The sequence below is a fragment of the Streptomyces sp. NPDC038280 genome (assembly GCF_055600045.1).
In genome coordinates this window covers 83,437-96,475 of sequence record NZ_JBVJYZ010000020.1, presented here as the reverse complement: position 1 = coordinate 96,475, position 13,039 = coordinate 83,437, and the positions used below count along the sequence as shown (strand labels likewise).

Genomic DNA, 13,039 nt, shown 5'->3' with positions numbered 1-13,039 from the left:
ACACGGTGGCCTGACCTCGCTGGGCGACCCCGTCGGCTGATCTGCCACGAACTCACCAGGGCACCGGGCGACCTGCCCTGACACTCGGACTGTCAGGCGATCGCGCCGCCCGCATTGCGGATCAGCCGCTGGAGCACCTTCACCGTAGTGACGTTGTTCGCGTCATCGATGCCCAGGAGGACAGTGACGTCGGCCCTCCCCAGCTGATCCATGAGTAGCTCAATATCCACCGTCACCGATCCCGTCATTACCCTCCACGATGCCTCCCTGCGGTTGGATGACGGCGTCGAGGCTGCCGACCTCAGCTACGAGAGTGAGCTGGCTTCACCGCTCAGCGGGCTGGGGAGCTGCCGGATCAGCGGGATGGCGGTCTGTGCGTCGGCCGCTCATCAGCCCCAATGGTGCCCGCTGGCGTGCTCCGTCGGCAGCAGACACACGTCGTCTCCGCGCTCAGCGGGACACAGAGCCTCATGCGTCCAGTGGCGGTCGCCCTCGTCCGTCCAGCGCAGCCACCAGTGGGTCTGATCTTCAAAGGTGTGGTCCTGCGACTGCCCCAACGCGACGTGGGAGCCGACGTGACCGTCTTCCAGTGCACACTCGAGCTCCGGGAGCATCGTGAAGGCTGCGTCCGGGAGTTCGTCGAGGCGGGCGATCTCATCGGGCGTCAGCACCGTCGCTTCCGTCGAGCAGTAGATGGCGGCCTCCCAGATGGCGTTGAAGGAACGCTATCTGGAATCGGGACGCCCGGATGCCATTCGACCCGGCCGACGGGAAGGGGCGGTGGACTGGGCCCCGCGAGGCCCAGTGCGGCGGACAAGAGGCGGGCGTTATTCTTCCTGTCCGCCGACTCCGGTGGTGGGTGTCGGTGGTGCCGCGGCCGTCCGGCCGCGGCACCACCGAATGACAGTTCTCGGACGGCGGCGCGCGGTGGCAGCTACTTCCAGATCTCGGCGACCCATTCGGGGTGGTCGATGAACGGGTTCCGGTTCTTCTGTATGCCGTAGATCTTGTCGTTGCGGGCCTTCTCGAACGCATCCGGCGGGTCGGCGTCGTGCCACTGCTTCAACACCGACAGCCGTCCCATCGCCGGAGCACTACCGTTGCCGACCTGGTCATTGGGTTCCAGGTCGGGGGAGCCGTCGGATCCGTCGTACCGGACGGCCATGTAGAGGATCATGCGGGCGACGTCGCCCTTGACGGCGTCGCGGGGTTCGAAGGAGTCGCTGTCAATGCGGCTGTCGGGCGCTTCGTCGACCGGGTCGCCGCCGTTGTCGAAGTCGAGGTTGCCGCGGGTGGAATTGACGGAGGAGTCTTCGGGGCGCAGGTGGTGAATGTCGGTACCCGGTCCGGGGCGCGTTCCGAAATCGCCGTGGCTCTTGGCCCACACGTGCTCCCGGTTCCAGTCGTCCGCACCGTCGCCGTGGGCGTCCTTGGACTGGGAGCGGCCGCTGTACAGGAGGATGACGTTGGTGGGGGTGTCGGGGTCCTCGTCGGTGGTCTTCAGTGCTTCCCACACGTCGTCGTAGGAGAGCTTCGTCTGCTCGCTGATGATCGCGTGCAGGGCCGTCTTGAGCTCGCCGCCGGTCTTGCCGGCAGCTGCTTTGTAGTAGGCGTCGTCCAGCGGCATCGCCACCGCGGCGCCGGGTGCGGCGGGCGGGGTACTGGCGGTGGCGAAGGCCGAGGCCGGAACGGCGAGCGCGGTGGCCGCAGCCGCGGCCAGGACGGGACCGCGCCAAGGGCTGCGCTTACGGTGAGCGGACATGATGTGGGGGGTGTCCTCTCCTTCTCGGCGGGCACACCGCGGAATCACGGCCTCAACCGGCGGCCAGAAGTCCGACGACGTGCCCAACAGGCGGATGTCGATCGGTAGTTCGGGGGATGAAGCCTGCCAGCATCCGATCAGAAGCGAGTGGACACCGCGCACCCGTCCTGTGCCGACACGGTGAAGAGAACCTCACGATGCGAGGGGCCCGGAGCAGTCGGCTCGCCCCGCCGCGCCTGGGACGCTGCAACACCGCGGGGCTGCGGGCGGTGGCGTCAGTCAGGACGGTGCGAGCCAGGATGGTGCTGCTCAGCGACGGTCGGTGTGCATTGGTTCAGCGAGCGGCCGCCGACGGCGCGGGCCTTGGCGTACGTGGCGGGCCGACGGGCCTTGGCCCGCGGGCGGTCGAACGCCCCCCGGGCCAAGGCAATTTCACCCGGTGAATTGCTGACACAGCCGCTGGCGACGGACGCTGGTCTCCATGCGGTGGCGGACGTCCGGGAGCCAGTTGGGGGCGGCGGCGGGGTGGTCCACAGCCACTTCACGTACCGGTCTACGCCCCCGGCGATGCTGACCCTCGGCTTCCGGCCGAGGATGTTCTCCACCTTACGCACGGCCGCGTACGCATCCAGCGGGTCACCGGCCGGTAATGGCGTCTCCAGGAACGCCGTGTGCGGGTAGTGGTCCTGCACCAGCTCGGTGACCTTGCGCAGGGGTGGGCACGCCGGTGCCGATGCTCACGGTCTCGGTGTGGACACGGGGGCTGCCAAGGGCTCACAGGGTGCCGTTGGCGATGTCGTCGACGTGAACCAGGTCCCGTACCCGCCACAGCCAGGCGTTCCAGGGTGCCGGCGGTCGTGAACTCCGGCCCGCACCCCACTCCCCCGCCACGCTGCCGACACCTGGCAGAGCTGCCGGCCGGCCCGCGGGGCTGTGCGGTGCTGGTCGGCTCGCGGCCGCGCTGAGGCTCATTCCCGGCCGAGGCTACCGACCGACACCTACGACACCGGTGAAGAATGTGGTCAGCACGGGCGCGAGGGTCTGTGGGTCGACGTTGTGGTCCTGGCCGGGAAGTGCGTGCAGTGTGTAGTTGTCCCCGTGGGAGGCGAGATCCTTCGCCCCGTTGGCCATGTACGTCTCGCCCGCGCTGCCGTAGCCGACCAGGACGGGTACGTTCACGGACCGCCACCGGTCGGTGGGCAGTGGCCGGCCGGACATGGTGTCGCCCCTCACGTGACCGTCGTAGGGCAGGGTCGGGGCAGCGGCCTTCCACGCGGTCCAGACAGGGGTGCGCCGCATCGCGGCGATGGCTTCGCCCGGCATGGCCAGGCCCGCCGTCAGGAAGTACGTGAGGGCCTCGGTCGCATCCCCCCGCGCCACGATCGCCTTCATGCGGTCGACGTAGTCGGCGGGCAGCGGCGGGCGGGTGTGGTCGACGATGAACGGCGGCTCGTACAGGGCCAGGGCGGAGACCGCGCTGCCCCTGGCCACGGCCTCCAGGGCCAGGACGGCTCCGGAGGACATCCCGAAGAGCAGCACCGGGCCGCCCACCCGCTCGATCACCGCGTCCAGGTCTCGACCTCGCGCTGCACGTCGTAGGCGGGGTTGTCACCGCTGTCACCGCGTCCTCTGCGGTCGTAGTTGACGACGCTGAAGTCACGCGCCAGCAGCGAGGCGAGCGGTGCGTGCCGTACCCGGGTCATCAAGGTGCCGCCGACGAGAATCAGCGTCGGGCCCGCGGTGCCGTGCCGCTCACACGCGATCGCCGTGCCGTCGGATGAAGCCACCTTGAACATGTCGAAATCCCCTGCTTTCAAAGCCGTTGGCGGGTCGCACGCACCGGCCGGCTGTTGTCCCGGGCGATGACCCGGCACCGGGCCCACAGGTGCACCAGCGGTCAACGGCCCCGTCAGTACGGTACGTCCGGCTCACACCAGCGGCGACCGGGAGCCACACCCGGCGTGCCCATGTGGGCATCGGCGTCGGGGGCCGCCGATGGACCGTCCCGGAGCCACGCACCGTCAGACAGCCTCTGTCACAGAGCCCACACCTCCCCCGACCGCACCTCACCGCACCTCACACACCAGGAGATCTCCGTATGCGCTGCAAACGCCGCCGACTCTCCGGCGAAGACGTCAGGCCCTCATCTCCCTGCTCCTCGCGACGGTCGCCCGTCCTGCTGAGGTTGGCCGGCTGCTCCCCAGGGAGCTCAGCGAACGCGGGCAGCGGCGCGGTACGAGGTCCACCTCGGCGGCCCGCACCGCGCGGCGCCTGCGCGCTCGTGACCGGCCGACCCTACGGCCGCGGTGGCGTCAGGTCGCCGTACAGGGCCACCGAGCCGGGTGCGGGGCGGCATCGCCGGGCCCGCGTGCTGATGGCCGGATGTGCCACATGCTCGTCATTGCGGCCATCCGGAAGGGGCGTGATGATCAGGGCATGCCCGAAACGCACAGAGTCGTCATCGCCGCCTTCCCCGGGGTGGAGCTGTTGGACGTCACCGGCCCGGCCGAGGTGTTCTCCGTCGCCTCCCGGATGCTCGTCGGCGAACACCCCGGCTACCGGGTGCAGATCGCGACGGCCGACGGCGGCGAACTGCGGACGGCAAGTGGTGTCCGGCTGCTCGCAGACCTGGCCCTGGACGAGGCGGACGGCCGGGTCGACACCCTGCTCGTCGCAGGTGCGATCGACCTGGTCGACGGCGCGGTGGAGCCAGTGGTCGACGCCCAGGTCACCGCGTGGTTGCGCCAGGCGGCGCCGCGGGCCCGTAGGACGGGTTCGATCTGCGCGGGCGCCCACCTGCTGGCCACGGCCGGGTTGCTCGACGGCAGACGCGCCACGACGCACTGGCTGACCGCCGCCCGGCTGGCCGCCGAGCATCCGCGGGTCACCGTCGATCCGGACCCGATCTTCATCCGCTCCGGACCGGTGTGGACCTGCGCCGGTGTCACGTCGGGAATGGACATGGCACTCGCGATGGTCGCCGAGGACCACGGCCGAGCAGTAGCCCTGGCCGCCGCCCGGATGATGGTCATGTATGTCAAACGCTCCGGTGGGCAGAGCCAGTTCAGCGTGCCGCTCTCCGAACAGGCGGCCCAGGCCCCTGCGGACGACCGGATCGACGACCTGCGACGGTGGATCTCGGACCACCTCACCGATGACCTCTCGGCCGAAGTCCTGGCCGAACGGCTGCACTTGAGCGTGCGACACTTCACACGCGTGTTTCGCCAGCGCACCGGCACCACGCCTGCCGCCTACGTGGAGGCCGCCCGCCTGGAGGCTGCCCGGCGGTTGCTGGAGGAGAGCGACCACAGCCTGCCGGAAACCGCCGCGGCCAGCGGTCTGGGCTCGGTGGACACCTTGCACCGCTCCTTCCAGCGCAGGCTGGGAACCACCCCCGCCGAGTACCGCCGCCGCTTCCGGTAGCCATCCCGATACCGCGCACCATCAACCGCCGCCCGGCGGATCTCAGGCATGCCCGCACACGAGGCCGCCGCGACACCCTGGAGCACGCCATGTCCCGTACGAAAGTCCTCCCCATCCCGGTCCTGGGCCGGCACGCGGTCAACGCCTACCTGCTGCTGGGCCGCCGGCCGGTCATCGTCGACGCGGGGACGCCCGGCAGCGGCCGGCGGATCATCGAGCGGGTCAGCGAGCACGGGGTGGACCCGGCCGACGTCTCCTTGATCGTCATCACGCACGGCCACATCGACCACTTCGGTTCCGCCGCCGAGCTGCACCGCCTCACCGGCGCGCCCGTCGCGGCCCACGTCGCCGACCTCGGACCGTTCCGTTCCGGCCGGGCCCGCGAACCGTACCTGCCGACCGGGCCGATGGGCCGCGCCATGGCCCGCCGTAAGGAGCTCCACGTCCGGGCCGAACCGTTCGAACCCGAGGTGCTCATCAGCTCCGAGACCAGCATGGAGGACTTCGGCGTCGCAGGGCGGATCATGCCCACCCCCGGGCACACCGCGGGCTCCGTGTCCGTCCTCACCGACGAGGGCGACCTCGTCGCCGGTGACCTTGTCGCCAACTCCTTCATGGGCCTCATTCCCGGAAAGCCCGCCAACCCGCCCTTCCACGACGACCCGGTCGGCAACCTCGCCAGCCTCCAGGCGATGCTCGCCCTCAACCCCACCACCCTGCACGTCGGCCACGGCACCCCCCTGAAGCCCGGGCGGGTACGGCGCTGGGCGCGGCGCGAAGACCACCGCCTGGCCCGGCTCGCAGCGGCCGGCCGCCTCACCGCGCGTGCGCAGGGCCAGCCCTGAACGACGCGGACCTTCCAGCCCGGGCTGTAGCGAATGCGTATCGAAGCGGCCGTTCGCCTCATCAACTTTGCGTCGGCAGAAGGGATTTGCATGTCTCACAAGACAGTCATCCGCACCGATGGGTGAAGATCAGATGTGTGAAGATCAGCGGGAGGTCAAAGCGTTGCGGGGATCGACCATGAGCATGCCACTGCGACACCGAACCGTTCGCTTCGCCGCTCACTCGATGCCTTCCAGAAACGGGACGAGGGCATCGATGAAGGGCTCGTTCCGATCACCGACAACCATGTGCCCGGCGTCGGCCACATCGACGTACCGCGCGTTGGGAACCCTGGCGCAGAACTCCTCGGCGGCGTCCTCGCGCACCACGTCGCTGAGCCCGCCGCGGACGAGCAGGATCGGCACGTCGGCGTGGTGAGCGGCGTGGAGGAGACGCTCGGCCATGCCAGGCGGGTCCATCCGGCCCTCGAAGCTGTCGAGGATCCGGGGGTCCCAGTGCCAGACCCAGCGATCGCCGTGGCGTCGCAGATTGTTCCGTAGGCTCCCGGGGTCGGACGGTCGCGTGCGATGCGGTAGGTGGGCAGAGACCGCCGCGGCTGCTTCCTCGATGCTGGCGAATCCGTCCGGCCGACTGCGCATGAATGCGACGATCCGGCGAACCCCGCGGGGATCCGGTCGATGGGCGACGTCGACGAGCACCAGAGCGCGGACAGCCGCCCTGGGTGCCTCTCCTGCGGCGAGCAGCGAACTCAGACCGCCGAGCGAGGCCCCAACGAGCATTGGCCGGTCGCCGACTTCGGCGACGAGCGCCCGGACGTCCTCGGCGAACAGGTCGAGGTCGTAGTCGCCATCGGCTGACCATTCGCTGGTGCCGTGCCCGCGTAGGTCCGGAGCGATGACCCGCCACCCCAGCGTGGCCAGTCGAGGGCCGGTCCCGTCCCAGGCGTGTCGTGTCTGGCCGCCCCCGTGCAGCAGGACAAGAGGTGGCGAGGACGCCGCTGCGCCCCATGTATCCGCCGTGAGCAGGATCCCGCCACGGCCCACGAAACTTCGAGGCCGTGACAGCGCGCCGGGCGTCATACCGTGCCCCGGATCCGCAGCGGCGCCAGCAGTTGGTCGCGGTAGGGATCCGCGGCCGCCGCTGCGAGCACGACGTCCAGTGCGAACAGAGCACGCGCGAGGAACCGGTCGTCGTCGATCAGCGCTGCGACCCACTGATGCAGTGCACCCACGCACGAGGTGCCGACAACGGCGGCCAGCGCGTCCGTGTTGATGTCGGCGCGCAGGATTCCCTGCGTCTGCGCCTCGGCCATCGCCCGGCGGAGCTGGGTGAGCGGACTGCGGTCGAGAACGAGGCCGCTTTCCTCCCACTCACGCACCATGCGACGCGACACGATTGGGTCGTCCACGAACAGACGTACGGTCGACTGGACAACCTCCCGTGGGCCGCCGGCTCCCAGCACCACGAGGCGGCGCTCGAGTTCGTCCATGAACCCGGCGGCCAGCGCCTCCCAGATCTTCTCGCGCGGCCCGATCAGGTTGTACACCGTGGCCGGGGCGACCTCCGCTCGCTCGGCGATCCGCTCGGCACTGATCACCGATTCCGGGCTCTCCCGGAGGAGTTCGCGCGTCGCGTCGAGGATCCGGATTCGACGCTGGGCCTTGTGCTGCTCGCGCAGTCCCCCTTCGACCGGCTGCATACGCGCTCACCCTTCCGCGAAAACTTAGAGAGTCCTCTAAATTTAAAGGGGGTCTCTGGTTTTGGGCAAGCGTTGCGGTGGCGCAGACCGCTGTGAGCCCGAAGCAGCCTGCCAGCGCACCGACCTCATCACACCCCTGCAGGTGCGGAGCGGCGGGGAGCAGACGTTCCTCCAGGGATGACGGAGCGTCGGCATGAACGGCATCGCCGCACCGCGGCAGCCTCGGCCCCCAGGTCCCTCGTGCCGGTCGCCTGGGAGCGCGGGTCGGCCCGCGTCCTCGTCGGCGCGGCCCGGACGGCATCTCCCCAGGGCCGGGGGTGCGCGATCCGCATGAGGGATCCGCCAGAGGGCGGATTTCTCTTCGAGCTGCTCAGTCCCGGGGAGGCTGAGCCGCAGAAAGCCCCGCGTTGCAGTCCGCCCAAGCGGATTGGCTCAGCAGGGGCCGGAAGCGGGTGAAGAGGGTGAGAAGGTCAGCTCCCCACTTCTCACGGAAGGCAGGGTCAATACGGGCAACGTCGAGTTCGTTGGCAACGGACAGCTCAGCGAAGTCACGCCGCGCCTGCGCCTGTGGAGTGTGGATGCGGCCGGTGAACCGATCTCGGAAGGCCCCGTGGGGATCCGCGAGCCCAGGATAGGTAGCCCTCCGGTCACATGACGCGTAGAGGTGGACGATGGCTTCGGCCTCGTCACCGATTACCTCAGCGAGTTCGGTTCGGTGGCCCGGAGAATGCAGGGCGATGGGGAAGCCGTCGGTGCCGTAGAAGGCGTGGCACAGGCCCGCGAGCTGGAGGGCGGGGCGTGCGCCCCATAAGGCGAGTTGCCCTTGAACGCGCTGGAGGTGGGCGAGAAGAGTGCCGCCCGGGTGGGCGATGTCTGCTGCGCCGAGCCCGCGCAGTAGCGCGATGGCCTGGTCGGCAGCACGAGCAGATGCCGGCACGGGGTGGTGTCCTTCCAGCGCTTGGGGTCGGCACCCGTCCGTGCCGCAGGGGCAGCCGGGCCACCGCCGGGTCGACACGACTACGGCCACCGCAGCAAGGCCTCAAGCATGGATCGTGCCACCTCGCGCGTGTTCCAGTTGGCGGCGCATGTCGAGCAGGTGATGGCGCAGCTCGTGCAGGGTGTGCACGGCGACCCAGCGCAGTGAGCGTTGCTCGCGCTCGGGATAGGTGTATACCAGTGTGCGCTCCCAGTCGGCGGGAGACAGCCGGTCGAGCGTATCCGTGAACAGGAGTGTCGCGTCTTGGAGTTGGCGTGCGACATCGGCGGGCTGTTGCTGGGCGTATCCGTCGTGCTCCACGCGCTCGTCGCGCCCCATGGACTCGGCGACCGGCGTATCACGACGTCGTGCGGCCAGAACCCGCTCACGCTGCACGAGCAGGACATCACGCATGTGACAGGCGTACTCGAGAGGTGACCACACCTCTGGCGCGGAGCGCCGCCGCAGCACCGACGGTTCGGCGCCCAGCAGGTCCGCGTACTCGCGGGCGTGACCCTTGGCGAGCACCGAGACTTCGGGAGCCAGAGCGAGGTCGTACTCGAAACCGCATTCCGCGCAAGCTGTCATGCATGCACGGTAACAACTCTCCCCTCGAGCACGACCTGTCCGCGTCCGCGTCGGCGGTGTGGAGCGAGGTGACGCTCATGCTGACGGTGACGCTGACGCTGACGGCGAGCATGACCGCGGTCACGGCTCCCCCGCTCAGATGTCACGCCTGACACAGGCAGGGGCCGGGCCGCCTCAATGGCCGTGGGGGCCCGGTGGACTCAGTGGAGACAGAGGCAGAACGGATGGCCGGCCGGGTCCGCGTAGACCCGCCAGTTGGCCTCCGGGCGGAGCTGGTCCGTACGCTCCAGCACGGTCGCGCCGAGGGCGAGCGCTCGCTCCTCCTCCCCGTCGAGGTCGTCCACGTCGAAGTCCAGGTGGAGCTGCTGCGGGTGCTGCTCGCCGGGCCATTCGGGCGGTCGGTAGCCGTCCACCCGCTGGCAGGCCAGTGGCACTCCCTCGAACCCGTGCACCTCGACCCAGTCGGGATCCTCCGGGTCCGCGACCACCCGACCGCCGAGCAGATGTGCGTAGAACTCCGCGAGCCGTACCGGATCGGCGCAGTCCAGCGCGACCGCCTGCAGCTTTCGAATCACTTCCGACACCCCTCGTTCCTCGGCTGCTTACGCGACTGCCCGTAGGAAGGGGTCGTACCCGCCGCCGCGGCGGACATGCGTAGCGCCTTGAATCCATTGGACTGCTGGTCAGGGTACCTGCCACGCTCCGCCTCGTGGAGATACTCGATGTCCTGACAGACATGGCGAAGACCGGCCGCCTGGGCCCGGTGTTCAGCGGAGCCGACTGGAACGATGTGACCGCAGCACTCGGCGAACCGTGGGACGTCGGAACGATGAGCCGGAACAGAGAGTGGCCACGGCTCTTCGCCTACGGAGACCTTGAGCTGAGTGTCTGCCGCTGCCGCAGGGTCTCTCTCATCTGCGTCCAAACCTGGCGGGACGTCGTCGAACTCCCCCCGTCGGTTGTCGGGGGGACGGGCAGCTTCCCCGCAGGGATCAAGCATGCGGATGTGGTTTCCGCCTTGGACAAGACCTGTTGTCCCTGGAAGCCGTACGCTCCGCTGACCTTCGACGACCAGTGCACGCTCGTGGCGATCCCGTCAGGAGCGCACTTCACTTTCGAGATCCCCGAGGGCGAAGAACCCATGCTGAACGTCATGGGCCTGCCCGGCGACGGACACGACTGCTTCGCATGGACGGCAGGCCAAGATCACTGACGTGAAGCGCCGTCGAAACTCGTGAACTTCCATCGCTGCAGTGATCGCCACCTGCTGCTCGAGTCACGTCATCCCCTACCTGCTACGGCGCACGCCCACCGCATCAGCTCGTCCAGCAGCATGGCGCTGATACCGACCGTGTCCGTGGCCTGGCGGCCCTCGTGGGCGATGCCGAGGACATGGGTGCCCCGGCCGCGACGCGGTCGAGCCGTGTCACCTGCGGGGGCGGCGCCAGCGGGCTGCCGGTACTGGTGGCGGGGTTGTACACCCACGCTCCTCCCGGAGACTCGTCCACCTCTTCCGCACATGCGCCGCGGTGCACGGCCAGTTGAGCGACGAGGCTGGGGGCGCCGTCCCCCCACGCGGTACAGAGTGTGCGGTGCGGTGTCGTGCGGACAGCCGCGTCGGCCGGAGCGCGCAAGTCGTGGCCGAGCGCGGTGATCGCCGTCCGTCGCTGACGCGGGTCCTCCTCGTCCGGTTGCTCAGGAGTGGTGCTCGTAGCGAAGCGGTGCGGCAGAGGCGATTTCATCGGGCTTCTCGTTGCATGGCCGCGGAACCGCAGCCAGGGGTACTCGGCTGGGTCAGCTCCGGGCCGGGGACGAGGTGATGTCGCGTACGAAAACGGGCTTGAGGTGCTTCTCCGGCAGCGCGTCGGGCAGTTGCTCCCAGTCGAGGACGTGGGAGACGACGCGTTCGGGTGCGACCTTCCCGGAGGAGGCGAGGTCGAGAGCGTCGGGGATGTGGGCGCGTACGTTGTCGCGGGCGATGCGCAGGGTGACGTCGGTGAGGTACATGTCGAGCAGGGGGAGTTCGCCGGGGCGGAAGTGGTTGCCGGCGGACTCGCAGATGCCTTCGGGAGCGAGTGATGTGACGGCGAGCGCGAGCTGGTCGACGCGACCTGTGGCCTCGATGGCCAGGTCGAAGCCGTGCGGGATCGGCTCGATGGCCTCGGCGGTGCGAGCGCCGTAGCTTTCGGCGAGACGGCGGTGCCCGGCGTCGGGGTCGACGTAGAGGACGTCGGAGGCGCCGAGCGCGCGGGCGATGTCGCACACGTACAGGCCGATGCTGCCGCGTGCGACGACCAGGACCCGGGCGCCCGGGCGGGCCGCCAGGTGCGGGGCGACCAGGCGCCAGGACAGGGACCAGCTATCGCTGGCCGAGGCCATGGCGACCGGGTCGAGGCCGGCAGGCAGCGGTACCAGCATGGCGTCCGCGTAGGGGACGCGGACCAGGTCGGAGAAGAGGCCGCCCCAGCTGCCGCCGATCGGCGCGCCGTACATCGCCATGTGCGGGACTGAGGTGCAGTGGGCGGTCACCCCGCCCCGGCAGGGGGCGCAGGTGCCGCAGTTGATGGACCACGGCACCACGACCAGGTCGCCGGGGGCCACGCTGGTCACGTGGTCGCCGATGTCGGTGACGCGGGCCACGCATTCGTGGCCGAGGGCGAACGGCGGGTCGATGCTGTGTTGAATCTGCGGCTGCCGCCGCGTGGCCTGCCCGGCGAGGATGGAGGAGTCCACGTCGCAGGAGGTGGCGGCGACGGGGCGACGATCGCCTCCTGGACGGACCGGACCTTGGGGTCGGGTGCCTCGCGCCACTCGACCGTGCGCCGCGCGATGTAGGTCAGTTCACGCATCGGCCTGCTGCCCCTTCGCCAGGGCGACCAGGTCGGCGTACCGGACGACGGAGCCGCCCGCGCCCCAGTTGCCGTCGGGCTGCTCGTGCACCAGCACACACCCGCAGCGCCTCACCCGGGGACAGACCGGCGGCCGCGGGCACGGTGGCGGTGGCCTCCTCGACCAGGCCCGCCTTGCGCCGCTGCGACAGCGCTCCCTGGGGAACCGTCACCTCCACGAGGAAGCGGGGCGCGTCGTCCTCGGCCGTCGCCTGTGCGCCCTCGGGCAGCTCGGTGAGGTAGCTCCACGCCTGGGCCCGGAAGTAGGTGGTGTCGGGCGCGCCCTCCCACCGCAGCAACACGGCGGCGAGGTCCCGCTGGATCGTGCGCGCCCCTGATCCGAACGATTGGACGATACCCACGGCGTACGCGACGATCGGGCCGGCTACCGAACCACGTCCCCGCGACCGCGCCCAGGACGTGCGGGGTGGCCATCGCGGACCGACCCCAATGTCCTGCCGGCGGCTTGCGAGGGCTGCTGGTGCCAATGCGGTTGCTTTGACCGGCGGACGGCCTGGTGGACCGGCTGGACGGGCCGTTGGCCGTGCGGCAGGAGTTGTGGGCTCAACTCGCCGTCCACCAGGCTGTCCGCCTGTTCGCGCACTCCGTCTCGGCGACCGGTCCCGTCCTGGACGCCGACCGGTGCTCCTACCTCCGCTGCGTCCGGATCGCCCGACGCAGCGTGCCGTCCCAGTACATCGCCCCCCCGGCACGTGCTGACCAGCGCCTGGGCGAAGGCCGCCCGAGCAGCCCGCTCCCTTCTGCTGCCGCCTCGGACCAGCCGATACTGCCCCCGCGCGATAAAGAGGCCGATGCGGTGGCCGATCCTGCGAACCCGGCGCGGCTGCAGCAAGGTC

Annotated in this window: 14 protein-coding genes and 2 pseudogenes; 4 read left to right on the top strand and 12 right to left on the bottom strand. The window is 69.9% G+C overall.

Annotated features, from left to right (window positions below; all coding sequences use genetic code 11):
- Positions 1 to 389 precede the first annotated feature (389 nt).
- From ACZ7J0_RS29665 to ACZ7J0_RS29650, 4 genes are all read right to left on the bottom strand, one after another.
- A complete protein-coding gene (locus tag ACZ7J0_RS29665; protein WP_470892473.1) occupies positions 390 to 671 on the bottom strand; it encodes a hypothetical protein in 282 nt (93 codons plus the stop codon).
- 263 nt (positions 672 to 934) lie between these two features.
- On the bottom strand, positions 935 to 1,762 hold the full coding sequence (locus ACZ7J0_RS29660) for an endonuclease I family protein (protein ID WP_470892471.1): 828 nt from the start codon (positions 1,760 to 1,762) through the stop codon (positions 935 to 937).
- 984 nt (positions 1,763 to 2,746) lie between these two features.
- A complete protein-coding gene (locus ACZ7J0_RS29655) occupies positions 2,747 to 3,325 on the bottom strand; it encodes an alpha/beta fold hydrolase (protein ID WP_470892469.1) in 579 nt (192 codons plus the stop codon).
- On the bottom strand, positions 3,322 to 3,558 hold the full coding sequence (locus ACZ7J0_RS29650) for an alpha/beta fold hydrolase (RefSeq protein WP_470892467.1): 237 nt from the start codon (positions 3,556 to 3,558) through the stop codon (positions 3,322 to 3,324). Before ACZ7J0_RS29650 ends, ACZ7J0_RS29655 begins: the two co-directional genes overlap by 4 nt.
- 640 nt (positions 3,559 to 4,198) lie before the next feature.
- On the opposite strand from ACZ7J0_RS29650, the gene ACZ7J0_RS29645 reads away from it, so the two are divergent.
- Together ACZ7J0_RS29645 and ACZ7J0_RS29640 are read left to right on the top strand one after the other, a co-directional pair.
- Positions 4,199 to 5,185: a GlxA family transcriptional regulator gene (locus ACZ7J0_RS29645; RefSeq protein ID WP_470892465.1), complete on the top strand. Its 987-nt coding sequence runs from the start codon at positions 4,199 to 4,201 to the stop codon at positions 5,183 to 5,185.
- Between the two features lie 89 nt (positions 5,186 to 5,274).
- Positions 5,275 to 6,030, top strand: a complete 756-nt coding sequence (locus tag ACZ7J0_RS29640) for an MBL fold metallo-hydrolase (RefSeq protein ID WP_470892463.1) — start codon at positions 5,275 to 5,277, stop codon at positions 6,028 to 6,030.
- Positions 6,031 to 6,249: 219 nt separating this feature from the next.
- Here the strand turns inward: ACZ7J0_RS29640 and ACZ7J0_RS29635 are convergent, their stop codons facing one another.
- From ACZ7J0_RS29635 to ACZ7J0_RS29620, 4 genes are all read right to left on the bottom strand, one after another.
- Positions 6,250 to 7,110, bottom strand: coding sequence for an alpha/beta fold hydrolase (locus tag ACZ7J0_RS29635; protein ID WP_470892461.1), 861 nt, complete (start codon positions 7,108 to 7,110; stop codon positions 6,250 to 6,252).
- Positions 7,107 to 7,730, bottom strand: coding sequence for a TetR/AcrR family transcriptional regulator (locus tag ACZ7J0_RS29630; RefSeq protein ID WP_470892459.1), 624 nt, complete (start codon positions 7,728 to 7,730; stop codon positions 7,107 to 7,109). Before ACZ7J0_RS29630 ends, ACZ7J0_RS29635 begins: the two co-directional genes overlap by 4 nt.
- Positions 7,731 to 8,100: 370 nt before the next feature.
- The gene (locus ACZ7J0_RS29625) at positions 8,101 to 8,667 is read right to left on the bottom strand and encodes a DUF6817 domain-containing protein (RefSeq protein ID WP_470892457.1); all 567 of its coding nucleotides are present in this window, start codon (positions 8,665 to 8,667) and stop codon (positions 8,101 to 8,103) included.
- Between the two features lie 102 nt (positions 8,668 to 8,769).
- Positions 8,770 to 9,294, bottom strand: coding sequence for a DinB family protein (locus ACZ7J0_RS29620; protein WP_470892455.1), 525 nt, complete (start codon positions 9,292 to 9,294; stop codon positions 8,770 to 8,772).
- Positions 9,295 to 9,296: 2 nt separating this feature from the next.
- On the opposite strand from ACZ7J0_RS29620, the gene ACZ7J0_RS29615 reads away from it, so the two are divergent.
- Positions 9,297 to 9,446 carry a hypothetical protein gene (locus tag ACZ7J0_RS29615; protein ID WP_470892453.1) on the top strand — a complete coding sequence of 50 codons (150 nt, stop codon included), beginning with the start codon at positions 9,297 to 9,299 and terminating at the stop codon, positions 9,444 to 9,446.
- 48 nt (positions 9,447 to 9,494) lie between these two features.
- Here the strand turns inward: ACZ7J0_RS29615 and ACZ7J0_RS29610 are convergent, their stop codons facing one another.
- Positions 9,495 to 9,869, bottom strand: coding sequence for a VOC family protein (locus ACZ7J0_RS29610; protein ID WP_470892451.1), 375 nt, complete (start codon positions 9,867 to 9,869; stop codon positions 9,495 to 9,497).
- 134 nt (positions 9,870 to 10,003) lie between these two features.
- Between ACZ7J0_RS29610 and ACZ7J0_RS29605 the strand changes: the two genes are divergently transcribed.
- Positions 10,004 to 10,507 carry a hypothetical protein gene (locus tag ACZ7J0_RS29605; protein ID WP_470892449.1) on the top strand — a complete coding sequence of 168 codons (504 nt, stop codon included), beginning with the start codon at positions 10,004 to 10,006 and terminating at the stop codon, positions 10,505 to 10,507.
- Positions 10,508 to 10,575: 68 nt separating this feature from the next.
- On the opposite strand, the gene ACZ7J0_RS29600 is transcribed toward ACZ7J0_RS29605, so the two are convergent.
- From ACZ7J0_RS29600 to ACZ7J0_RS29590, 3 genes and pseudogenes are all read right to left on the bottom strand, one after another.
- On the bottom strand, positions 10,576 to 10,779 hold the full coding sequence (locus ACZ7J0_RS29600; RefSeq protein WP_470892447.1) for a hypothetical protein: 204 nt from the start codon (positions 10,777 to 10,779) through the stop codon (positions 10,576 to 10,578).
- 309 nt (positions 10,780 to 11,088) lie between these two features.
- Positions 11,089 to 12,143 (bottom strand): annotated as a pseudogene (locus ACZ7J0_RS29595) (zinc-dependent alcohol dehydrogenase).
- Positions 12,136 to 12,559 (bottom strand): annotated as a pseudogene (locus tag ACZ7J0_RS29590) (tautomerase family protein). Before ACZ7J0_RS29590 ends, ACZ7J0_RS29595 begins: the two co-directional pseudogenes overlap by 8 nt.
- Positions 12,560 to 13,039 lie beyond the last annotated feature (480 nt).